Annotated in this window: 21 protein-coding genes; 8 read left to right on the top strand and 13 right to left on the bottom strand. The window is 41.5% G+C overall.

Translation table 11 applies throughout. The features are described from left to right. Positions 1-17 precede the first annotated feature (17 nt). The gene (locus R2S08_RS21505; protein ID WP_316837075.1) at positions 18-1,466 is read left to right on the top strand and encodes a glyceraldehyde-3-phosphate dehydrogenase; all 1,449 of its coding nucleotides are present in this window, start codon (positions 18-20) and stop codon (positions 1,464-1,466) included. Between the two features lie 46 nt (positions 1,467-1,512). Here R2S08_RS21505 and R2S08_RS21500 read toward each other — a convergent pair whose 3' ends face one another. Beyond that, positions 1,513-2,496 (bottom strand): aldo/keto reductase, encoded by a 984-nt coding sequence (locus tag R2S08_RS21500; RefSeq protein ID WP_316837074.1) that lies wholly within the window; start codon positions 2,494-2,496, stop codon positions 1,513-1,515. A gap of 169 nt (positions 2,497-2,665) precedes the next feature. Here R2S08_RS21500 and R2S08_RS21495 point away from each other — a divergent pair, with 169 nt between their 5' ends. Beyond that, the gene (locus R2S08_RS21495) at positions 2,666-3,607 is read left to right on the top strand and encodes a M28 family peptidase (protein ID WP_316837073.1); all 942 of its coding nucleotides are present in this window, start codon (positions 2,666-2,668) and stop codon (positions 3,605-3,607) included. Positions 3,608-3,616: 9 nt separating this feature from the next. Here R2S08_RS21495 and R2S08_RS21490 read toward each other — a convergent pair whose 3' ends face one another. Genes R2S08_RS21490 through R2S08_RS21475 form a run of 4 tightly spaced genes read right to left on the bottom strand, consistent with a single transcriptional unit; the run spans position 3,617 to position 7,075 of the window. Beyond that, entirely contained in the window at positions 3,617-5,263 is a 1,647-nt protein-coding gene (locus tag R2S08_RS21490; RefSeq protein WP_316837072.1) for a S41 family peptidase, read from the bottom strand. A 38-nt stretch (positions 5,264-5,301) separates the two neighbouring features. Beyond that, complete coding sequence (locus tag R2S08_RS21485; protein ID WP_316837071.1) at positions 5,302-5,916, bottom strand: haloacid dehalogenase; 615 nt, start codon at positions 5,914-5,916, stop codon at positions 5,302-5,304. Continuing rightward, positions 5,916-6,419, bottom strand: coding sequence for a hypothetical protein (locus R2S08_RS21480; protein ID WP_316837070.1), 504 nt, complete (start codon positions 6,417-6,419; stop codon positions 5,916-5,918). Before R2S08_RS21480 ends, R2S08_RS21485 begins: the two co-directional genes overlap by 1 nt. 5 nt (positions 6,420-6,424) lie before the next feature. Next, positions 6,425-7,075 (bottom strand): ABC transporter ATP-binding protein, encoded by a 651-nt coding sequence (locus tag R2S08_RS21475; RefSeq protein ID WP_316837069.1) that lies wholly within the window; start codon positions 7,073-7,075, stop codon positions 6,425-6,427. 65 nt (positions 7,076-7,140) lie between these two features. Here R2S08_RS21475 and sucC point away from each other — a divergent pair, with 65 nt between their 5' ends. Together sucC and asnS are read left to right on the top strand one after the other, a co-directional pair. After that, positions 7,141-8,331: an ADP-forming succinate--CoA ligase subunit beta gene (gene sucC, locus R2S08_RS21470; protein WP_316837068.1), complete on the top strand. Its 1,191-nt coding sequence runs from the start codon at positions 7,141-7,143 to the stop codon at positions 8,329-8,331. 540 nt (positions 8,332-8,871) lie between these two features. Next, positions 8,872-10,320, top strand: a complete 1,449-nt coding sequence (gene asnS, locus R2S08_RS21465; protein WP_108550772.1) for an asparagine--tRNA ligase — start codon at positions 8,872-8,874, stop codon at positions 10,318-10,320. Positions 10,321-10,386: 66 nt separating this feature from the next. Here the strand turns inward: asnS and R2S08_RS21460 are convergent, their stop codons facing one another. Next, positions 10,387-12,045 carry an FMN-binding glutamate synthase family protein gene (locus R2S08_RS21460; RefSeq protein WP_316837067.1) on the bottom strand — a complete coding sequence of 553 codons (1,659 nt, stop codon included), beginning with the start codon at positions 12,043-12,045 and terminating at the stop codon, positions 10,387-10,389. A gap of 77 nt (positions 12,046-12,122) precedes the next feature. Here R2S08_RS21460 and R2S08_RS21455 point away from each other — a divergent pair, with 77 nt between their 5' ends. Continuing rightward, on the top strand, positions 12,123-12,743 hold the full coding sequence (locus tag R2S08_RS21455; protein ID WP_316837066.1) for an L-threonylcarbamoyladenylate synthase: 621 nt from the start codon (positions 12,123-12,125) through the stop codon (positions 12,741-12,743). 18 nt (positions 12,744-12,761) lie between these two features. On the opposite strand, the gene trpA is transcribed toward R2S08_RS21455, so the two are convergent. Genes trpA through trpD form a run of 4 tightly spaced genes read right to left on the bottom strand, consistent with a single transcriptional unit; the run spans position 12,762 to position 16,376 of the window. Next, complete coding sequence (gene trpA, locus R2S08_RS21450; RefSeq protein WP_316837065.1) at positions 12,762-13,532, bottom strand: tryptophan synthase subunit alpha; 771 nt, start codon at positions 13,530-13,532, stop codon at positions 12,762-12,764. An 11-nt stretch (positions 13,533-13,543) separates the two neighbouring features. Then, on the bottom strand, positions 13,544-14,725 hold the full coding sequence (gene trpB / locus R2S08_RS21445) for a tryptophan synthase subunit beta (RefSeq protein ID WP_316837064.1): 1,182 nt from the start codon (positions 14,723-14,725) through the stop codon (positions 13,544-13,546). 29 nt (positions 14,726-14,754) lie between these two features. After that, complete coding sequence (locus R2S08_RS21440; RefSeq protein WP_316837063.1) at positions 14,755-15,390, bottom strand: phosphoribosylanthranilate isomerase; 636 nt, start codon at positions 15,388-15,390, stop codon at positions 14,755-14,757. Further along, positions 15,387-16,376 carry an anthranilate phosphoribosyltransferase gene (gene trpD, locus R2S08_RS21435; RefSeq protein ID WP_316837062.1) on the bottom strand — a complete coding sequence of 330 codons (990 nt, stop codon included), beginning with the start codon at positions 16,374-16,376 and terminating at the stop codon, positions 15,387-15,389. The genes R2S08_RS21440 and trpD overlap by 4 nt, the downstream gene beginning before the upstream one ends. 198 nt (positions 16,377-16,574) lie before the next feature. On the opposite strand from trpD, the gene R2S08_RS21430 reads away from it, so the two are divergent. Beyond that, positions 16,575-17,525: an ion channel gene (locus tag R2S08_RS21430; protein ID WP_316837061.1), complete on the top strand. Its 951-nt coding sequence runs from the start codon at positions 16,575-16,577 to the stop codon at positions 17,523-17,525. A 9-nt stretch (positions 17,526-17,534) separates the two neighbouring features. Here the strand turns inward: R2S08_RS21430 and R2S08_RS21425 are convergent, their stop codons facing one another. Both R2S08_RS21425 and recR read right to left on the bottom strand, forming a co-directional pair. After that, complete coding sequence (locus R2S08_RS21425; protein WP_316837060.1) at positions 17,535-18,350, bottom strand: SDR family oxidoreductase; 816 nt, start codon at positions 18,348-18,350, stop codon at positions 17,535-17,537. Positions 18,351-18,371: 21 nt separating this feature from the next. Further along, positions 18,372-18,986 carry a recombination mediator RecR gene (gene recR, locus R2S08_RS21420; RefSeq protein ID WP_316837059.1) on the bottom strand — a complete coding sequence of 205 codons (615 nt, stop codon included), beginning with the start codon at positions 18,984-18,986 and terminating at the stop codon, positions 18,372-18,374. 187 nt (positions 18,987-19,173) lie between these two features. Between recR and R2S08_RS21415 the strand changes: the two genes are divergently transcribed. Together R2S08_RS21415 and R2S08_RS21410 are read left to right on the top strand one after the other, a co-directional pair. Continuing rightward, a complete protein-coding gene (locus R2S08_RS21415; RefSeq protein ID WP_316837058.1) occupies positions 19,174-20,679 on the top strand; it encodes a sodium:solute symporter in 1,506 nt (501 codons plus the stop codon). An 18-nt stretch (positions 20,680-20,697) separates the two neighbouring features. Then, positions 20,698-21,405 carry a TIGR00730 family Rossman fold protein gene (locus R2S08_RS21410; RefSeq protein WP_199077861.1) on the top strand — a complete coding sequence of 236 codons (708 nt, stop codon included), beginning with the start codon at positions 20,698-20,700 and terminating at the stop codon, positions 21,403-21,405. 313 nt (positions 21,406-21,718) lie between these two features. On the opposite strand, the gene arsC is transcribed toward R2S08_RS21410, so the two are convergent. Next, positions 21,719-22,072 (bottom strand): arsenate reductase (glutaredoxin), encoded by a 354-nt coding sequence (gene arsC / locus R2S08_RS21405; RefSeq protein WP_316837057.1) that lies wholly within the window; start codon positions 22,070-22,072, stop codon positions 21,719-21,721. Between the last annotated feature and the right edge of the window lie 97 nt (positions 22,073-22,169).

Below are 22,169 nucleotides of genomic sequence, written 5' to 3'. Positions count from 1 at the left end.
AACCAAAAATTCTAGAAATGCTAAAGAAGTACCAATCAGAGTTTCAAAACTGGATTGAAAAAGAAAAGAAAGCAATTGAACTGATTAAAATAGTAGGTCAATTGTGGTTCGACAGATCTATCGAACTGGTCTTGTTCCGTAAACCCTTATTTGATGTTGGCAGCAGCGAAATCCTGGCGCACCATCAGTATGCAAAAGAAGTCAGCGGAAAAGACATCAGTATTTATGAAACACTGGAACTGGCTACCGCCATTTCAAATTCCAGCCTTGCCCCTTCCCGTATTGATCTTGGAAGATTGGCTTCAGAATGGCTGGAAGACAACCGCAACTATCCTTCCGTTCACGATTTCATCATCGGCAGACTCAGCAAACACATCGGTAAGGATAAGATCAGTCTTAAACCTAAAGATGTGGTTTTGTATGGTTTTGGAAGGATTGGAAGAATTGCTGCAAGAGAATTGATCTTGCAAGCTGGAAAAGGCGAGCAATTGCGTTTAAGGGCAATCGTTACCCGCAGCTGCACGGATGAGGAATTAATCAAAAGAGCAGAGCTGCTTCGTACGGATTCTATCCATGGCCCTTTTACGGGAACCATTACAGAAGATTTTGAAAGCAAGGCTCTGATCATTAATGGTCAGACCGTTAGTTTTATTGTAGCGAAGGAACCGGAAAATATAGACTATACCGCTTATGATATTGAAGATGCTTTACTCATTGACAATACGGGTGTTTACAGGGACCGCGAAGGTTTAAGCAGACACCTGAGCGCCAAAGGTATCACAAAGGTTTTATTGACAGCACCTGCCAAGGGAGATATCCCGAATGTGGTTACTGGTGTCAATGATACAGATATCGATTTTGCGGCAGAAAGCATCCTTTCCAATGCTTCTTGTACAACCAATGCGATTGTTCCTGTTTTAAAACTTATTGATGAGGCTTTTGGCATTGAAAAAGGACATATTGAAACCATCCATTCTTATACCAATGACCAGAACCTGCTGGACAATTATCATAAAAAATACCGCAGGGGCCGCTCTGCTGCTTTGAATCTGGTGATTACCGAGACAGGCGCAGATAAAGCCGTGGCCAAAGTCATTCCGCATCTGGGTGGGAAGTTAACGGGCAATGCAGTCCGTGTCCCTACGCCCAATGTTTCGCTGGCCATCTTAAATTTGTCATTGAATAAGGTGACTTCTTTGGATGAAGTGAAGGAACTGCTGAGGCAGGCTTCTTTATTTGGCGACTTGTCTGAACAGATAGAATATTCTACTTCCAACGAACTGGTGAGTACAGACTTGATTGGAAACAGCCATGCCTCGATCATCGATGGCCCGGCAACCATCATTTCTAAAGATCAGAAGTCTGTGGTATTGTATGCATGGTACGACAATGAATATGGCTATACCCGTCAGGTGATCAGGCTGGCCAAAAAACTGGCTGGCGTGGTGCGCTTAACTTATTATTAAAGCACAAAAAGGCCGGCAAAATTGCCGGCCTTTTTTATCGAATTTTCTAAAATTGGGGCAAGACTGGTTTGGTCTTCATAATCCCTTCAATCTTCTCCATCACTTCAGCGGTAAGCAAAGGAACGACTTCCAGTGTGGTCAGGTTCTCTTTAAGCTGGGCTGTTTTGGAAGCGCCAAGAATCACTGTACTTACATGGGGATTTTTAAGGCACCAGGCCAATGATAATTTGGCCAGCGGAACATTCAATTCATCGGCCAGACTTTGCAGTGCGGTGGCTTTCTTCAGTTTTTCTTCGTTCAGCACAGATTCCTTTAACCATTCCATTCCTTTTAAATCGAGACGGGTGTCCTTGGTTTTACCAGAGGTATATTTACCAGACAATAATCCGGAAGCCAAGGGAGACCAGATCGTTGTACCCAATCCGTACTCTTTAAAGAGCAGCAGGTATTCATTTTCGAGTTTATGCCTTTCAATGAGGTTGTATTGAGGTTGCTCCATGGTTGGGCCAATCAGATTGTATTGCCTGGCCACCCCTATCGCTTCCATAATTTCTGCAGCGCTCCATTCTGAGGTTCCCCAATAAAGGATCTTTCCTTGCTGAAGCAGGGTATTCATCGCCCAGACAGTTTCTTCTATTGGCGTGTTTTTATCTGGCCGGTGACAAAAATAGAGGTCAAGATAATCTACCTGAAGTCTTTTCAATGCACCATGACAGGCCTCAATGACATGTTTTCTGGACAAACCGACCCGGTTTGGTCCTTTGTTCTCTGTACCGAAAAACACTTTGCTGGAAACGACAAAAGATTCCCGCTCCCATTGATGTGTTTTCAGGATCTTACCCATCACTTCTTCAGATTTGCCTGCGGCATAGCCCTCGGCATTATCAAAGAAGTTGACGCCTGCATCGTACGCGATGCCCATGAGTTCGTCGGCTGTTTTATCACTGATTTGTTGTCCAAAGGTTAACCAGCTGCCCAATGATAAAGCACTGAGTTGTAATCCGGATTTACCTAAACGTCTATATTCCATATAAATTCTTTTTTTATGCCCTTACAAGTTAAATCATTAGAGAAATAACAGACAAAAGCTGGTTAAGTTTTTACAATAGCATGTTGAGGTGTCATAAATTAATGATATATTAGATCATTGAAATGTCATAATTGACGATCAAACCTAAATTACTAAATTTTCAACCGCTATGAAGATCTATTTTTTGTTACCCCTGGCTTTACTGTTTGGTTGCAGATGCGTTAAAAGTTACAACAACAATGTGCAGAACGGGAAGCAATTGCTTAAAGATGTAGAAGTACTTTCGTCAGACTCCTATGAAGGACGGAAAACTGGAACCGCTGGTGCGGAGAAGGCCAGAAAATATATTGAAAGCCGATTTAAGAGGATCAGGCTGCTTCCTTTTCCAAACCTGGAAAAATATGAACAGAGCTTCAGTTTTACAGACAACAACAATAAAAATGCAACAGGCAAAAATGTTATTGGCTATATCCCTGGAAAAACAGATGAAGTGATTGTAATTTCTGCGCATTACGATCATCTGGGCATTATTAACAATGAAATCTATAATGGTGCAGATGATAATGCTTCAGGCATTGCAGGTATCCTTAGAATTGCGGATTACTACACCAAGGTAAAGCCCAACCACACCTTGGTTTTCGCTGCTTTTGATGCCGGTGAACAGGAATGGAAAGGGTCTAAAGCCTTTGTTGCCAATTCTCCTGTCCCGCTTTCCAAAATCATTCTAAATCTTAACCTGGATATGATCAGTCATAATGACCAGGGAATATTGTATGCTGCCGGAACATTTAGTCATCCCGAGCTCAGAGGCTATATCACCAGCACAAATCCTGATCTGAAAATTCTTTTTGGGCATGACAATCCAAAGCAGAAAGTAGATGACTGGACTAATCAAAGTGATCAGAGTGCTTTTGCAGCGGCACATATTCCTTTCATTTACTTTGGTGTGGAGGACCATAAAGATTATCATAAGCCTACTGATAAATTTGAGAATATCAATCAAATCTTTTTCCTGAATGCAGCGAATGCAATCCTGGCAATTACGGATAATATTGACAAACAAAGGGATTTGAAATCAATCTACCGCGAAAAGCTGCTCATGAAAAAATAGCAGGCACCGCTAGTTCTTCCGTTTATGTTTGGTTTCAATCATTCCCATAAAATGGCGGATTTCTTTCGAACCACCTGGCAAACCTAAGGCCGAAGAAACAGCTACGCTTTTTCCACGGATACTCATCACAGCATTTGCTGTGGTGACCGGAGCTGCCGGAACCAATAAACTAATGGCATTTTTGGTATAGCTCTCATTCACATCGCCAAAGTCATGTGTGGAATCATCAAATACCGTTTTGTTACCTACGTCAACGATATCGGGGGTAAAGCCACTGAAATATCCGCCCTGATCAAGAGCATTCTTGGTTTCAAATAAGGACATGTACACATCATATTTATTCTCCAGTCTTACCGGGAAGAAGCCTACCGGTTTACCGTAGGTTTGTGTACCCACCAGTTTAACCGTCGATACCGGTTTTAAACTATTGATCACCAATTCACTGGCTGAAGCTGTATTTCCCGAAACTATAAAAACGACATTGGTCACATTATTCAGGGAACCTGCTTTAGCAAATGAGGTTACATTTCCGGCCGCCGTATAATCCAGATCCGCATAGGTAACGATTTTTCCATTTTGGGTTTGTACTTTATCATTAGCATCCAATAAAGGCTGATTAGATAAAATGGTCGCCTTTCCCGACTGCATGTTAGAATTATAATATTCTGTGAACATTTTGCCTTTTGCAGAAGAAGGCGCAATGAGGTTAACCAGATATTCGGCCGTATTTACATACCCTCCACCATTATAACGCAAATCGATGATCAGATCTGTCACACCGTCAGAAACAAATTTACTGAAGGCATTATCCAGGTCTTTCTTCGCTGTAGTTTCCAGATCGGAAAATCTGGCAAGAGCCAGGTAGCCAATTTTCTTAGCACCGGAGGTAATGGTCGTTGTTTTATACACCGGACTGCTGGCATATTTTGTACGGGTGAGCACCAGGTCATTAAATACAGTTCCATCGGCTTTTGTACCAGAAAGTGTAACTGATGCGGTGGTAGACTCAGGAATGGCGTAAATGATGGTCTTTTCTGTATTAAAATTGGTGCCTATCGCGGTGCCATTTATTTTTTTAATGATGCTACCACGGGTTAAACCTGCTTTAGCTGCCGGAGAATTTGGGAACACCGCGGTAACATACAGATCATAACTGGTATTGGTGCCATAACCCTGAAAGGTTAGAAAACCGACATCATAGCCTGTGCCGTCCAGTTCTACATCTGCAGTTGCGTTAGGAACAAAAGCCTGCTGTGCATTATGCGTCGTAATGTCGTCTATATAGGAGTATTTAGGAATAGTTGGGTCTGAAGCCCTGAACTCATAGGGTTTTCCCGTAGAGGGATTGATCTTTAGCTGGGTAATGGCAAATAATTCATCGTCATAATTATCCAGGGCCAGGGATTTACTAATGTAGTTCCTGGGTTGAAAAGTTGCATAATCAGGGATGGCATCATTCCAGTAATAGATTTGTTTAGCATATAAAAACAAGGAATCCAAGGTAAGCTGTGTCCGTGTTCCATTTGCAGGAACAGTAGTATTACCGGTTTGATCCGGCGTATCTGTTGCATGGTTCTTCTTACAGGAACTTGCTGCCAGGCAAAGAAGAAACAGACCAAAGAGCGTTAAACGACCGGTAACAAAATTTGTTTTCATATTGTGGGGTATCAGTTGGAATATAGATAAATACGGTATTAAGTTAAGAATAGTCTTTCAACTTCCAAAAAATTTATAGTTGCGCCATCGTACTGAAGCAGAGCATCTTCCTTTTTTAAGATGAACAATATATTTTTATCTTTAAGTTGATGCTGGCTGATCAGATACGACAGGCCGCGATCATAGTTTGCCGTTTCCAATTCTTCAGAAAAATAGACAGTTAGGTATTGCTCCAGGCCGTTCCATTCCATTTGCCGGATCTTGTTGAGCTGGGCTTCCGGATTTCCGGACAGCAACAAAAATATGGGTTTACGCTCCAGAACAATAGCTTGCAAAAATGCAAGGCATTCATCAAACAGCAACAGTTTTAAAGGCAGGCGTACATTTCTTTGTAAAAGATCAAAATTAAGCCTGTAGGTTTCTGGTATGGAAAATCTGGCAGCCGTTTGATCAAAAATTCCCTCATGTCCCTCTTTACTATAAGTTTCCTGCATAAACCGTACCACATCAGCCGCGGGCTGCTGTTCACTATATTCTATAAACTGGGCAAATAAATAATAGACCTGTAATAAAAAATCCTTTTCAGGATAGAGTACATTGTCTAACTCAAAAACAAAGGCATCGTGCGCTTTGATGTAATTTTCAAACTTCATTAAGATATGGTAAATAAAATAGCTGTAGGGCTTTGGAGATCTTCGGGTATATAAAATACGCCATTCAAATTTTTTGACCTGCCGGTTTCTTCAATCAAGGTGTCTGGAGCAGGAGAATAAAGGAGTTCTCCTTTAATGAACAGCGCCCAGTTCTGCCCTTTCACAACATCTTGCTGGCTATGAAAATATTTAGGAAGTTCGGTAAGTTCCGGTAACAAGACCTGGATACCGAACTCGGAAAACAACAGCGAAGCTTTAGCTACTGCCGCCACTTCGAACTCATGCAATGGCAGAATCATTTCAACACCATGATCCAGACAGGCATTCAGCAAGTTGTGCGCAATGGTTTCTTCGTTCTTGTCTCCAAGCGTAATGAACTGGTACTGGCCAGCTGAAAAGGCAGGGATATCGCCATAATCAGCCAAAAGAACCTGATCGTTCTGAAATGCTTTTACAATTTTATAGGATGGAGACGATTTGCCTCCGGTAATTAATACTTTCACGTGTTCTATATGATTAATCCGTCTTTCATGGTTACGACCCGGTCACTGATCCTGGCCAGACTTTCATTGTGTGTAACGATGACAAAGGTTTGATTGAAACTATCCCTCAGGGTGATAAAGAATTGGTGCAGTGCATCTGCATTTGCAGAATCCAGGTTTCCGGAAGGCTCATCTGCCAGAATGATTGCAGGATTATTGATCAGTGCTCTTGCTACTGCAATACGCTGTTGTTCTCCACCCGAAAGTTGACTGGGTTTATGATCTGCCCTGTCTTTTAAGCCCAGAAGGTCCAAAAGTTCTAATGCCCTGGCTTCTGCTTCCTTTTTACTTTTTTTAGCAATGAATGCCGGGATACAAATGTTTTCCAGAGCTGTAAATTCAGGCAGCAAGTGATGGAACTGAAAAACAAATCCAATGTTCTGGTTTCTGAAGATACTCAGCAATTCTCCGGAAAGGCCGTTAACTTTAGTGCCTTTTAATTCTACTGTTCCCTGATCAGGCTGGTCCAATGTTCCCAGAATATGCAGCAAGGTGCTCTTACCTGCTCCTGAGGCTCCAATAATACTTACAATTTCGCCTTTATTGACTTCAAAATCTACTCCTTTTAGTATCGGTAAGTTTCCGTAAGATTTTTTTATACCAGTGGCTTTTAGCATAAATGCAAACTTAGTGTTTTTAAAACCAATCTGAAATTGTAGATTTGAGCAAATTTTTTCAGCAAATGAATATCCACGAATATCAAGGTAAAGAAATACTTAAAAGTTTTGGTGTAGCCGTACAAGAAGGCGTTGTTGCCGATACGGTTGAGCAGGCTGTAGAAGCGGCTAAAAAAATGAAAACTGACTTCAATTCTGACTGGGTTGTGATTAAAGCACAGATCCACGCAGGAGGAAGAGGAAAAGGTGGTGGTGTTAAATTGGCCAAGAACCTTGACGAGGTTAAAGAAAGAGCTTCTGCAATTTTAGGCATGCAGCTGGTTACTCCTCAAACTGGTCCTGAAGGTAAAAAAGTGAATAAAATTTTAGTTGCGCAGGATGTTTATTATCCAGGTGCTTCTGAGACCAAAGAATTTTATATCAGTGTGTTGTTGAACCGTGCAAGCGGAAGAAACATCATTATGTATTCTACTGAAGGCGGTATGGATATTGAGGAGGTTGCTGAGCATACCCCTCACCTGATTTTCAAAGAAGAGATTGATCCTAAAGTTGGATTACAGGCTTTCCAGGCAAGAAAGATTGCTTTTAACCTGGGTTTAAGCGGTGCTGCTTTTAAAGAAATGGTTAAATTCGTTTCTGCACTTTATAAAGCTTATGACAATACAGATTCTTCTATGTTTGAAATCAACCCGGTATTGAAAACTTCAGATGATAAGATCATCGCAGTTGATGCTAAAGTTGATTTAGACGAGAATGCTTTGTTCCGTCATCCTGATTATGCAGCTATGCGTGATAAGCTGGAAGAAGATCCAACTGATGTTGAAGCGAGCGAGTCTAACTTAAACTATGTAAAACTAGACGGAAACGTTGGTTGTATGGTTAATGGTGCTGGCTTGGCTATGGCAACTATGGATATTATTAAAATTGCAGGTGGTGAGCCGGCTAACTTCCTGGATGTAGGTGGAACGGCTAATGCACAAACTGTAAAAGCTGGTTTTAACATTATCCTTAAAGATCCTAACGTTAAAGCTATTTTGATCAACATTTTTGGTGGTATTGTAAGATGCGACCGTGTTGCTCAGGGTGTTATCGATGCTTATAAAGAAATCGGTAATGTTCCTGTTCCCATCATTTGCCGTTTACAGGGTACAAATGCTGTAGAGGCTAAACAACTGATTGATGATTCTGGCTTGAAAGTATTTTCAGCGATTGCATTAAAAGATGCAGCTGATCTTGTGACTAAAGTATTAGCGTAAACATTTCTAATTTCCATAATTGAAAGAGGCTGTCCAAAAGACAGCCTCTTTTTTTATAGCTTAAAATATGATGGTAAAAAAAATAGCGTACCGGTAAAATAAAGAAGCCTCCAACAAATTGCCGGAGGCTTCTTAAAACCAAATATAAATTAAACGAGCATTACAAATATACAACAAAAAACAAATAATTCTAATTTTATATCTATAAAAAATAAAATTTTCACTAAAACACACACAACATACTATATATCAACCTAAAAAAATCAATAAATATATCAAAAAACACAACAAACCACCAAAAATTAAACAAAAAACAGCGCTATAAACCAACAAAAACAATATAAAATCAACAATCAACCTAAATAAATACCAATTATTTATAATAAAATATAATATTCAATAAAAAACACCAACACAAAATCATAAATAACCATAAAAAACATACAAAAACACAAAAAACACTAAAAATTAACTTTAAAAATTCAGCACTGTAATTTTTAGAACTAATTCAGTAATTTTGACGCTCTTGTAAAAAAGACCATGATTAAAAGAGAAAAAATAAAAAACCTGCTGGACACTACCGAATTTAATAGAGAGGTAACTGTTATGGGTTGGGTGCGTACGTTTCGCAACAACCAGTTTATTGCACTGAATGATGGCTCATGTATGGGCAACGTTCAAATTGTAGTAGACTTTAATAATACGCCGGAAGAACTCTTGAAAAGGATTACGACCGGCGCAGCTATTGCAGTTCAGGGTACTGTTGTTGAATCTCTGGGCAAAGGTCAGAAGATTGATATTAAGGCATCCTCTATTGAGATATTAGGAGATAGTGATCCTGAAAAATTCCCTTTACAACCTAAAAAACACAGCCTGGAGTTCCTTCGCGAAATCGCCCACTTAAGGTTCAGAACAAATACGTTTAATGCGGTATTTAAAGTACGTCATGCTTTAGCCTTTGCTATTCATCAGTTTTACAATGAGCGGGGGTTTGTGTACATGCACACGCCGATCATCACAGCTTCTGATGCAGAAGGTGCAGGTGAAATGTTTAAGGTAACTACCCTTGATTTTGACAATACTCCTCGCACAGAAGATGGCCAGGTAGATTATTCTGAAGATTTCTTTGCGCGTCCAACCAACTTAACCGTTTCCGGACAACTGGAAGGTGAACTTGCAGCGATGGCTTTTGGCCAGATCTATACTTTTGGCCCTACTTTCCGGGCTGAAAACTCCAATACGACTCGCCACCTTGCTGAATTCTGGATGGTAGAGCCTGAAGTGGCTTTTGCTGATCTGGAAGACAATATGACTCTGGCGGAGGATATGCTGAAATATGTGATCAGCTATGCTTTGGAAAACTGCAAAGATGAACTGGAATTCCTGAACAACCGCTTACTGGAAGAGGAAAAATCAAAACCTCAGAACGAAAGAAGTGAATTGTCTTTACTGGAGAAACTGAATTTCTGTTTGGGAAATGATTTTGAAAGATTAACCTATACACAAGCTATAGCTATTTTAAAATCTTCTAAACCAAACCAAAAGAAACAGTTTAAATACCTGATTGACGAATGGGGTGCTGATTTACAATCCGAGCACGAACGTTACCTGGTAGAGAAGCACTTTAAAAAACCGGTGATCCTGACAGATTATCCAGCCGATATTAAATCCTTCTACATGCGTCAGAATGAGCCGGATGAGCAGGGAAGAAAGACTGTAGCTGCGATGGATATCTTGTTCCCTGGCATTGGAGAGATTATTGGTGGTTCTCAAAGGGAAGAACGCCTGGATAAGTTAACACAGCGTATGGAGGATTTAAATATCCCTCAGGAAGAACTTTGGTGGTTCCTGGATACGCGCCGTTTTGGTACTGCTCCACACTCTGGTTTTGGTTTAGGCTTTGAGCGTTTAACTTTGTTTGTGACCGGAATGACCAATATCAGGGATGTAATTGCTTTCCCTCGTTTCCCGAACAACGCAGAATTCTAAGATAACTTTTATAATAAAAAAGCCCTGTTCATCAATAACAGGGCTTTTCTTTGGAATAATATTTCTTTAATGTCCGTGATTCAGATTGTCTGAATAAGAATTTGCATGTGCATAATCTATAGAAGACACCTTATAATCTGTAGGCGCAAAACTTGCTGCTGTACTGAGCGCCATACCCAACTCAAAACGAAGCGGATACGGGGTCTGCAACAAACTGCCTTCCGGGATATAAGGGAAAGTCTCTATATAAGACTGTGTCATGTTCTGTGCAATCCGTCTGTTGATATAAGCGCGTGTAAGCTGATATGGATGATGTAAACCAGCCGCCCCCAGTAATTCAACTGCACTGGCCACGGTAAGACGATGAAAATTAAACACACGTACTTTTTTATCATCGACCACTAAACCTTTCATCAGGCTTGGGTCTTGTGTAGCGACACCGGTAGGACAGGTATTACTGTTGCATTCCAATGCCTGGATACAGCCTAATGCAAACATCATGGCTCTTGCAGCATTACACATATCTGCGCCCAATGCAATATTCTTCACCAGGTCAAAGCCGGAAGCCACTTTACCTGAGGCAATGATCTTGATGTGTTTTTTAATTCCGAAACCGGTTAACACGTCATGCACAAAAGCAACACCTTCTCTCAATGGCATACCCACAGCATTAGAGAACTCTTGTGGTGAAGCCCCTGTACCGCCCTCTCCCCCATCTACTGTGATAAAATCAGGATAGGTATTCATTTCTATCATGGCTTTACAAATGGCAAAGAATTCACTCTTACGGCCAATACACAGTTTAAATCCTACAGGTTTACCACCGGAAAGGTCACGAAGCTTTTTAATAAAAGCAATCATTTCCATTGGCGTGGTAAATGCAGAGTGTCCCGGAGGAGAAATCACATCGAAACCTTCTTTCACCAGCCTGATCCTGGAAATCTCCGGTGTTACTTTTTTAGCCGGAAGGATACCACCATGTCCGGGTTTTGCACCCTGGGAAAGTTTTATTTCGATCATTTTGACCTGCTCCAGTTTAGAGCGCTCGGCAAAGGCATCAAAGTTAAACGTTCCGTCGTGATGACGGCAACCAAAATAACCTGTTCCAATTTGCCAGATCAGATCGCCTCCAGGGTTCAGGTGATAATCACTGATCCCTCCTTCGCCTGTGTTATGGGCAAAATTACCCATTTTTGCGCCGCCATTGAGGGCCATAATAGCATTCTGGCTTAAGGAACCGAAGCTCATTGCCGAAACGTTATAAATACTGGCAGAATAAGGCTGTGCACAATCCGGTCCACCAACCAATACGCGCGGATCTTCATTCAATTCATGATGGCTGATGGCCGCTATGCTGTGGCTTAACCATTCATAACCATTTTCATACACATCAAGCTGGGTACCAAATGGGATGGTATCATTTTCTTTTTTTGCACGCTGATAGATCAAAGAGCGGTTTAACCTGCTGAATGGCTTACCATTGGTATCACTCTCTACAAAATATTGGTATACTTTAGGCCGCAGATCCTCCATGAGATATCTTAAATGGCCCAATACAGGATAGTTCCTTACGATACTGTGTTTAGGCTGGTACAAATCATACACACCGAGGATTACAATTGGCCCTACAAAAATAAAGGCCCAGAAAAACGGAGGCCAGGCCAAACCTGTCATCACTGTAGCAGTGACCAGGAATGCAGCAATTGCGATAAATGCTTTTCTCATATTATCAAAATACTAAAATAACCCCAATAGTACGAGATTTCTCAAGATACAGACGAAAGTTTTTCATATTTTTACATATGCTAATCAAAATCTATCCGGAAAATCCGAACCCTAAAGCTATAGAGCAAGCGGTTGAAATTTTAAAAAAAGGCGGATTGATCATCTATCCTACTGATACAGTGTATGGACTGGGATGTGACATCACCAACCAAAAGGCAATAGAACGGATTTGTCATTTAAGAGGCATAAAACCAGACAAGGCAAATTTCTCCTTCATCTGCTCTGATTTACGGCACATTTCTGATTACATCAAACCGATTGACACCACCACTTTCCGGGTATTAAAAAAGGCCTTACCTGGTCCTTATACCTTTATTCTGAATGCCAATAATAATGTACCAAAATTATTAAGCTCTAAAAAGAAAACGGTAGGTATAAGGGTACCGGACAATGCCATTGCACAGGAAATTGTAAGACAACTGGGCAATCCGATCATTTCTGCCTCCATCAAGGATGATGATGAATTGATCGAATATTCTACAGATCCTGAACTGATCCATGAGAAATATGAAGATACGGTTGACCTGGTGATTGATGGCGGATATGGAGACAATGAGCCTTCTACGGTGATCGACTGTACCTCGGGCGATTTCGAGGTGATCAGGGAAGGAAAAGGAAGTTTGGAAGACTTATTCTAGTCTCCCAAACTCAGTATTCTATTCGGAAATAGATTTCATGAATTTCTGAATGCCGGCCGCAGATGTACCTTCCGAAAGGACATTCACAAAGGCTGTCCCTATAATGGCACCATTGGCAAACTGGCAGGCTTTATCGAAAGTTGCTTTATTGTTGATACCAAATCCAATCATGGTTGGGTTCCTGAGCTTCATACCAGCAACCCTGGCGAAATAGTCTTCTGTATTTTGAGAGACCTGCAGGTTTTTCCCTGTTGTTGCTGAAGAAGAGATCAGGTAGACAAAACCTGTACTGAGCTCATCTATTTTCCGGATGCGTTCCTCGGAGGTTTGCGGTGTAACCAGGAAGATGTTGCTCAGGTTATATTGCTTAAAAATCTCCTGGTAATGCTCTTCGTATTCGGCCATGGGCAGATCGGGAACAATACAGCCATCCACTCCCACTTCTGCGCAAGCTTTGCAAAAATTTTCTACACCAAACTGCAGCATTGGGTTTACATAGCCCATCAGGAGAATGGGAATATTGATCCTGGAACGGAGGTCTTTTAACTGACTGAAAAGGGTTTTAAGATCCATTCCGTTCTCCAGGGCCTGTTTGCTGCTGGCCTGGATCACTGGTCCGTCGGCTACAGGATCGGAATAAGGAAAGCCGATTTCCAGCATATCGGCCCCTGCACGCTCCAGTTCTTCCGCAATCAGCAAGGTATCACCCAGCTCAGGAAAACCTGCTGTATAATAAATAGAAAGGATATTGGATGGTTTTTCCTGGAATAATTTATTGATTCTGTTCATCGTCTTGCTGATTATAGTCCAAAGTATTTCATATAGGTATCCATGTCTTTGTCTCCTCTTCCGGAAAGACATACCACTACATTTTCATGACCTGTAAAGTTCATTTTTTCTAAATATGCCAAGGCATGTGCGCTTTCTATAGCAGGAATAATACCTTCCAGTTGCGTACAAAGAAGTCCGGCTTGTAAGGATTCATCGTCTGTGATGGACACATATTTACCCCTGCCTGTTTTGAACAAATGGGCATGCTGTGGACCAATGCCTGGATAATCCAGCCCTGCGGATACTGAAAAGGGTTCTACAACTTGTCCGTCTTCGGTTTGCATCAGGATACTTCTGCTTCCGTGCAATACGCCTTCTTTACCCAATGCGGTTGTTGCTGCAGAATGTCCGCTGCTTACCCCTTGCCCGGCTGCTTCTACAGCAACCAGTTTTACGTTTTCGTCGTTAATGAAGTGGTAGAACATACCCATAGCATTGCTTCCGCCACCTACACAAGCCAGAACATAATCAGGCTGGTCGCTGCCGGTCTGTTCTTTCAATTGTTTTTTGGTTTCTTCAGAGATGATGGATTGAAAAATGGCCACCATATCCGGATAAGGGTGCGGCCCTACTACTGAACCAATAATATAGTGGGTATCTACGGGATTATTTACCCAGTCACGCATGGCTTCATTGGTCGCGTCTTTCAATGTTTTGGAGCCTGAAGTAGCGGGAACAACTTTAGCCCCCAGCATTTTCATACGGGCTACATTCGGTGCCTGACGCTGGATATCAATTTCGCCCATATACACTACACATTCCAAACCGCGAAGGGCGCATACGGTTGCTGTGGCTACGCCATGCTGTCCGGCACCGGTTTCTGCGATAATGCGTTTTTTACCGAGACGTTCGGCCAAAAGGATCTGACCAATGGTATTGTTGATCTTATGGGCACCGGTATGGTTTAAGTCTTCCCTTTTCAAAAAGATATTGGCATTGTATTTTGCAGATAAACGCTTGGCCAGGTACAAAGGCGAAGGCCTTCCTACATAGTCTTTTAGCAACTGATGGAATTCTTTCTTAAAAGACTCATCATTAATGATCTTCAGGTAGTTCTGTCTGAGTTCTTCTACATTTGGGTACAGCATTTCGGGAATGTAGGCGCCGCCGAAGTCTCCGTAATAGCCTTTTTCGTTGACAAAATAGTTCATAGTCTTATGGATTTCATTCCGCTTTCTGCTCAGCGGAACAGTTGATTTTTAAATTCTGTTAATTGTACTAAGTTTTTAAGTCCTGGCTCCAGTTCAAATTTACTGTTGATGTCTATGGCATACAGGCGTTCGTCTTTGATCGTTCTGATCTCCGCTACACTGTCCAGCCCAATCCCGCCACTGAGAAAATAGGGAACGTTCAAGGTGTAGTTTTCCAGAAGGGCCCAGTTAAAACGCTTTCCTGAACCGCCATGATCTGGGGTCTGTGTATCAAAAAGAAAGTAATCTACCATACCGGTGTAGGGAATCAAGCTTTCAAAATCAAAAGACTCATCAACTCCAAAAGCTTTGATGATTTCTGTTTCCGGGCTAAACGCCTTTAATTCTGCACAATAAGACGGACTTTCTTCTCCGTGAAGCTGCAGTGCAGACAACTCAAATTCCACCAGGCGCTCCTGTACTTTTTCCATATCTTCATCTACAAAAACCCCTGTTTTCTTTATTGTTTTCGGGAGTTTTCTTGTAAATACGGAAGATAAATGGGCTGCATAACGTTTGGATCTTGGATAGAATATAAAACCCATATAATCCGGCATTAAGGCAGAGACAGCCAGCATATTGGTGGGTTCACGCATGCCGCAGATCTTTAATTTTGGCTGCTTCATGATCCGATAAGTTTTTTAAAGCTGCTGAGGGCATTTTTACTGAGTAGCGATTCTTCGGCCTCGTAAAAGCAGTCGGCAAAGGTCCTGGAACTTTTTATGGTCTGCAGGGCCAGCGCAGCATTGCAAAGCACTACATTGTTCTGTGCATCTGTTCCTCTTCCATTCAGAATGTCGGTAAATATCCTGGCAGAAGATTCCACAGTGTCTCCTCCCTTGATCTCCTGCTCGCTGATCTTTTCAAATCCAAGGTCTGAGACTTTGATCATGGCTTCTCCTTTTGGACTGAAGGTTTTAATATCGCAGGTCAGCGAAATTTCATCAAAGCCACCCAAGGCATGAAGAATGGTGTAGTTTTTATCAGTATCCTGGTATAAATAGGCATACAAGCGGGCCAGCTCAAGGCTAAAAACGCCAACCAGCTGATTCTTGGGTTGCGCTGGATTACACATTGGCCCCAGCATATTAAAAAAGGTCTTTACGCCAAGCTCTCTCCGGATAGGGGCTACTGTTTTCATAGCTGGATTAAACAATGGCGCATGGATAAAACAGATTCCGGCTGTGTCCAGGCTTCTCTTCAAAACATCCTGATCATTGGTAAACTGATAACCAAGGTATTCCATCACATTGGAAGAACCGCAACCGGAAGACACTCCATAATTGCCATGTTTGGCTACTTTATTTCCTGTACCGGCAACCACAAAGGAGGCCAGGGTAGAAATATTGAAGGTATCTTTCCCGTCTCCCCCTGTACCGCAAAGATCGATCAGCTCATAATCGGAGAGATTGACTTTAACACAAAGGTCCAGCATGGCATCCCGGAATCCTTGTAATTCCTGCACGGTGATGTTCCGCATACCATAGGCAGTAATGAAGGCGGCAATCTGAGAAGTATTGTATTCGCCCAGCGCGATAGAAGTCAGAATCTTCTGTGCTTCAGCACGACTGAAACTTTTGTTCTCGAAAAGGTGGTTTAATATTTTCTTCATGGCTGTAAAACAAAAAAGGTTGCCTTTTATAGCAACCCTCAAATTATTTATATAAAATAAAACGTACAAAACAGGGTTACACTACGCGCTTGCGTTGTGCCACCACCAAAGTTTAAGTCCGTTTGTTAATATCATCGTAAGGCAAAGATGGAATAGTTTTTATTATTTGCAAAACATTTCTTAAAATTATTGAGAATTATGGCATTATTTAAAAGAAAATCGCAGCTGGATGACGATCTTGGATTTGGTACCCGGCCGGTAAGTGCCAATCAAAGGTTAATGAATAGCAATGGTACTTCCAATGTGAAACGTATTGGCTTGCCATTTTTCAGAACTTCTGATACGTATAACTGGCTGATTTCTATGACCTGGAAGAAATTCCTGCTGGTGATCCTTCTTGCTTATATAGTGGTGAATATACTGTTCGCTTTTTTATATGTCACTATTGGGATTGAACATCTGAAAGGCGCCGATGGACTTACACAAAGGGATCATTTTTTTGATGCTTTCTTTTTCTCTGCCCAGACCATTTCTACTGTGGGCTATGGACATATCAGTCCGGATGGTTTTTTAACGAGTATTGTAGCAGCCTTTGAGTCTATGCTGGGCTTACTGGCTTTTGCCTTGGCGACGGGCTTACTCTATGGACGATTTTCCAGACCGAATGCAAAGATCATTTACAGTGAGCACATGGTCATAGCTCCTTACAAAGGCATCAAGGGCCTCATGTTTAGAATGGCTAACCTGAGAAACAATCAGCTGATTGAAGTGGAAGTCCAGGTCGTAATGTCTTATAATGAAACGATTGATGGAAAGAAGACACGCCGGTTTTACCCTCTCGAACTGGAAAGGTCAAAGATCGGCTTACTGACCATGAGCTGGACAGTGGTTCACCCTATCGATGAGAACAGCCCTATTTATGATAAAACGGCTGCAGACCTGGCAGAGGCAGAAGTGGAATTGCTCATCATGGTGAAGGCTTTTGACGATACCTTTTCACAAACGGTACACACCAGAACCTCTTACCGCGATGAAGATATTTTACATCAGGCCAGGTTTACCAATATTTTCTCTAATGACAGCAATGGCCAGACGGTAATGGATATGTCCAAAATCGGGCATATTGAAAAACTGGAGGCCAGTGAATAAAACGGAGATTTATTTGATCAGTGCCTTTTTCTCTTTGGTAAAATGATTATAGACCAGCTTATCGGCCAGGGCAGGAAGCAATTTATTGATCCATACGGTCAATTTTCCCTGGGCAGTCATCACCAATGTTCGTTTGCGGGCTGAAATGCCATCAACAATGCGGCGGGCAACTTCTTCTGCTGACATCATTTTCCCTTCTTCCATACTGGTTTCGCCATGGGAGGCACCATCTTTTGACAAAGCGGCAACACGGATATTGGAGGTTGTAAACCCTGGACAAGCCACCATCACATGGACGCCTGTAGGCAAAAGCTCTGTACGTAAAGATTCCATAAAACCATTCATCGCAAATTTCGAAGCAGAATATCCTGTCCTGCCAGGCAAACCGCGATAACCTGCAATAGAAGAGACGCCAATAATACTGCCCTTGGTTTTCAGAATTTCATCCAGGGCATATTTGGTACAGTAAACCGTTCCCCAGAAGTTCACATCCATCAGGTTTTTCAGAACAGATAAATCCAGTTCATTAAATAAGGCCCGCATAGACAATCCGGCATTATTAACCAGTATATCTATCTGATTAAAGGTAAGCAGAGCTTGTTTGACGATGCCTTTGCAATCTTCTTCTTTACTCACATCCGCCTGTACAGCAACCGCTTTGATATTGTATTTTTTTTCCAGCTCGGCCGTGATTTCACACAGATGCACATATTGTCTTGCAGCCAGAACGAGGTTAGCCCCGCGTTTTGCAAATTCTTCGGCACAAGCCTTACCTATGCCGGAAGAAGCGCCTGTAATCACTACAACTTTATTCTTAAATTCCATGGAATGTATTTAACTGGATGATCATCTGATACTCGATTCGTAAGGTACCCTGGTTACAATAGAACGTCCTAATGTGATCTCATCGGCGTATTCTAATTCTCCACCAAAGGCAATTCCCCTGGCGATAGTGGTAATGGGGATTTGAAAATCCTTAAGTTTTTTATACAAATAGAAAAGCGTGGTATCTCCTTCCATCGTGGCACTAAGCGCCAGGATGATCTCTTTGACAGGCGTAGTTGCCACACGCTGGACCAGCGAATCAATAAAGAGATCTGAAGGGCCAATTCCATCCATTGGAGAGATTAAACCACCCAGGACATGATATACACCAAAATACTGGGAAGTATTTTCTACAGCCATTACATCTCTGGTATCTTCTACCACGCAGATCACTTCTTTATCTCTTTTGGGTGCAGTACAAATTTCGCAAAGCTCCTGATCGGAGATGTTATGACAAATGCTGCAATGTTTGATTTCGTTCCTGAGTCTGATCACAGAACTACCGAAATGTTCTACTTCTTCCTTTTCTCTGTTTAATAAATGTAACACCAGCCGAAGTGCGGTCTTTTGTCCTATTCCTGGTAGTTTAGCAAATTCATTAACAGCATCCTCCAGTAATTTTGAAGAAAAATTCATTTTACAAACTTATATAAATTGATTTAGCATTTGTGAGCACTGCAAAAAATATTTACGATTTGTGAATATTTCTAAACAGCTGGTTCTTCCATTCTGATCTGCCTGAAAATGGCTGCAGGGAAATTTATCTGCTCTTATTTGATTTTTAGAAGATGATTTTCTTACATTTAGAACCTAAAAACATACTATGAGTCCAGCGATACTTTTGTCTTTTTTAATCGGTTATTTTCTGATCCTGATTGTTATTGCCTTTGCTACTTCAAAGAAATCGTCTGACAACTCTACTTTCTTTATTGCCAACCGGAACTCCAAATGGTACCTGGTTGCTTTTGGTATGATCGGTACGGCTTTGTCTGGGGTTACCTTTATCTCTGTTCCCGGAGAGGTGGGTGCACCTTCGGGTAATCAGTTCCAGTATTTTCAGTTTGTACTGGGCAATGCGATCGGCTTTATTATTATTGCTACTGTATTACTGCCTTTGTATTACAGGATGAAACTGACTTCTATTTATAGTTATATTGAGCAACGGCTGGGTTATTACAGTTATAAAACGGCTGCCTCTATCTTCCTGATTAGCCGGACAATTGGTTCTGCTTTCCGTTTATACCTGGTGGTCATTGTATTACAGCGTTTTATATTTGACAGTTATGGTGTTCCTTTCTGGGCCACGGTATTGATCTCTCTTGGTTTAATCTGGTCTTACACGTTTAAAGGCGGGTTAAAAACCATCATCATTACAGATACCTTACAGACTTTCTTCCTGGTGCTTTCTGTTTTCCTGACTTTGTATTTTATCTGCAGCAGCCTGGACCTGGATATTCCAAAGGCGTTTGAAACCGTTAAGAACAGTGGCTATTCCAAGATATTTTTCTATGAGGATTTCCTGACGAGTAATTTCCACTTTAGTAAGCAGTTACTGGGCGGGATTTTTGTGACCATAGCAATGACTGGTCTCGATCAGGATCTGATGCAGAAGAATCTGAGTATGAAAACGATCAAAGAGGCTCAGAAGAACATGTTCACTTTTACAGGTGTATTTGTGGTTCTGAATATTTTCTTTTTAAGTGTTGGAGCCCTGTTATACATCTATGCAACAAAGAATGGGATTGCAATTCCTTTAGACCACATTACGGGTAAACCGAGAACAGATTTTCTTTTTCCGGAAATCGCTTTAAATCACCTGAGTGTGATTCCGGCTATTGTTTTTATGCTGGGTCTAACGGCGGCTACTTTTGCCACAACGGATTCTGCTTTAACGGCTTTGACAACGTCTTTCTGTGTGGATTTTCTGCACATGGATAAGCGGGAGGATTCCAATTCAAAGGAGGCGGTAAAAAAGCGTCATACGGTACATATCGGCTTTTCTATCGTTCTTTTTCTGGTGATTATCATATTCAATGCGGTAAACGATGAGTCTGTGGTGAAAGGGATCTTTAAGGTGGCTTCTTACACTTATGGTCCGCTTCTGGGCTTATATAGTTTTGGCCTTTTTGTAAAAAAGGGTTTACATGATAAATTAGTACCTTTAGTCTGCATCCTCTCTCCTGCTGTATGTTATTTGTTAAATGCATATTCTGCTGAGTTGCTGGGTGGCTATGTCTTTAGTGTAGAGTTGATCCTGGTGAATGGTTTGATCACCTTTATCGGGTTATTACTGATCAGTAAAAAAACAGATCTGCAAACAAAATTTTAGAACATTAATCTATTTAGAATGACAAGTGAAGAGAAAATAAGAAGTGCGTTTGAAAATAAAAACTGGCAGGAGATTAAGGTAACTGACTCCTGGCAAATCTTCAAAATCATGGCTGAATTTGTAGACGGCTTTGAGAAACTGGCTAAAATTGGTCCTTGTGTATCGATCTTCGGATCTGCCAGGACTGCGGAAACGAATCCTTATTATGAGATCGCTGTGGAATGTGGAAGGTTGTTGACTGAACGTGGGTATGGTGTGATTACGGGCGGTGGTCCGGGTATCATGGAAGCGGGTAATAAGGGCGCGCATATGAATGGTGGTAAGTCTGTGGGTTTAAATATTGACTTGCCTTTTGAGCAGTTCCATAATAAGTATATTGACCACAATAAGCTCCTGGAATTTGATTATTTCTTTATTCGTAAGGTCATGTTTATGAAATATTCTCAGGGTTTTATTGTATTGCCTGGTGGTATGGGAACTATGGATGAGTTGTTTGAGGCGATCACTTTGATCCAAACTGGTAAGGTGGCTCGTTTCCCGATTGTTTTAGTGGGTAAGTCTTACTGGAGCGGTCTGGTAGACTGGATCACAACCACCATGCTTCAGAAAGAACATAATATTCATGCCGAGGATTTGAACCTGTTCCGTTTGGTAGATACTGCAGAGGAAGCTGCTGAGCATATTTTCAGGTTCTATGACAAGTATGTATTGAAACCGAACTTTTAAAGGCGGTGTTATTGTACCACAAAATCTTAATATATCTACTTCAAGGTTTAAGAAGAGGGTGTTATTGTAGCACAAAATCTTAATACTTCAAGGTTTGAGAAGGGGTGTTATTGTACCACAAAATCTTAATACATCTACTCCAAGGCTAGCGCCGGCTTAGGCGCCCTGAAGGGGGCGCAAACCCGTCAAGGCCTTTCCGCAGATATATTAAGATTTTGTTTGCGCCATAAGCATGGGGGATATCCGGGCAGGGCGCAGAACCGGATACATAGAACAGTTCATTTAATACATAGGAATCAAAGCTGCTCAATGACTAATCTTGATCAGACAGGATAATGTAGATGTTCTCCGTTGGCCGGCCAATAACAGCCTTATCACCAGACACAACGATTGGCCGCTCTATCAAAATAGGATTTTCAACCATTGCGGAGATCCATTCTTCTTCAGAAAGATCCTTTCCTTTATATTTTTCTGTGTAAACAGACTCCGTTTTCCGAACAAGTTCTTGTGCTTTAATACCCAGCTTTTCAACAATTGCCCTAAGTTCTTCCACCGAAGGTGTATTTTGCAAATAATTCACCACTTCAAAGTCTTTTCCACTATCCTCCAAAATTCCCAAAGCAGTCCTGCTCTTGCTGCATCTGTTGTTGTGATATATTGTAATCATCGCTATTCAAATTATTTTTCTGCTATCCACTTACTTTAAGCTTTACCTTTTTCTGCTCCTTATCTGCTCTCTATCGGTCTCCCTTACCCCTTCTGTT

It is taken from the genome of Pedobacter nutrimenti, assembly GCF_032678445.1.
Classification (GTDB): Bacteria; Bacteroidota; Bacteroidia; order Sphingobacteriales; family Sphingobacteriaceae; genus Pedobacter; species Pedobacter nutrimenti_A.
Note: the sequence above shows the minus strand (reverse complement) of the source record. Positions and strands in the feature narration are given on the sequence as shown.

Coding starts and splice junctions, on each gene's coding strand:
- R2S08_RS21505 (WP_316837075.1), top strand. CDS start 18: ATGCTAAAGAAGTACCAATCAGAGTTTCAAAACTGGATTGAAAAAGAA.
- R2S08_RS21500 (WP_316837074.1), bottom strand. CDS start 2,496: ATGGAATATAGACGTTTAGGTAAATCCGGATTACAACTCAGTGCTTTA.
- R2S08_RS21495 (WP_316837073.1), top strand. CDS start 2,666: ATGAAGATCTATTTTTTGTTACCCCTGGCTTTACTGTTTGGTTGCAGA.
- R2S08_RS21490 (WP_316837072.1), bottom strand. CDS start 5,263: ATGAAAACAAATTTTGTTACCGGTCGTTTAACGCTCTTTGGTCTGTTT.
- R2S08_RS21485 (WP_316837071.1), bottom strand. CDS start 5,916: ATGAAGTTTGAAAATTACATCAAAGCGCACGATGCCTTTGTTTTTGAG.
- R2S08_RS21475 (WP_316837069.1), bottom strand. CDS start 7,075: ATGCTAAAAGCCACTGGTATAAAAAAATCTTACGGAAACTTACCGATA.
- sucC (WP_316837068.1), top strand. CDS start 7,141: ATGAATATCCACGAATATCAAGGTAAAGAAATACTTAAAAGTTTTGGT.
- asnS (WP_108550772.1), top strand. CDS start 8,872: ATGATTAAAAGAGAAAAAATAAAAAACCTGCTGGACACTACCGAATTT.
- R2S08_RS21460 (WP_316837067.1), bottom strand. CDS start 12,045: ATGAGAAAAGCATTTATCGCAATTGCTGCATTCCTGGTCACTGCTACA.
- R2S08_RS21455 (WP_316837066.1), top strand. CDS start 12,123: ATGCTAATCAAAATCTATCCGGAAAATCCGAACCCTAAAGCTATAGAG.
- trpA (WP_316837065.1), bottom strand. CDS start 13,532: ATGAACAGAATCAATAAATTATTCCAGGAAAAACCATCCAATATCCTT.
- trpB (WP_316837064.1), bottom strand. CDS start 14,725: ATGAACTATTTTGTCAACGAAAAAGGCTATTACGGAGACTTCGGCGGC.
- R2S08_RS21440 (WP_316837063.1), bottom strand. CDS start 15,390: ATGAAGCAGCCAAAATTAAAGATCTGCGGCATGCGTGAACCCACCAAT.
- trpD (WP_316837062.1), bottom strand. CDS start 16,376: ATGAAGAAAATATTAAACCACCTTTTCGAGAACAAAAGTTTCAGTCGT.
- R2S08_RS21430 (WP_316837061.1), top strand. CDS start 16,575: ATGGCATTATTTAAAAGAAAATCGCAGCTGGATGACGATCTTGGATTT.
- R2S08_RS21425 (WP_316837060.1), bottom strand. CDS start 18,350: ATGGAATTTAAGAATAAAGTTGTAGTGATTACAGGCGCTTCTTCCGGC.
- recR (WP_316837059.1), bottom strand. CDS start 18,986: ATGAATTTTTCTTCAAAATTACTGGAGGATGCTGTTAATGAATTTGCT.
- R2S08_RS21415 (WP_316837058.1), top strand. CDS start 19,174: ATGAGTCCAGCGATACTTTTGTCTTTTTTAATCGGTTATTTTCTGATC.
- R2S08_RS21410 (WP_199077861.1), top strand. CDS start 20,698: ATGACAAGTGAAGAGAAAATAAGAAGTGCGTTTGAAAATAAAAACTGG.
- arsC (WP_316837057.1), bottom strand. CDS start 22,072: ATGATTACAATATATCACAACAACAGATGCAGCAAGAGCAGGACTGCT.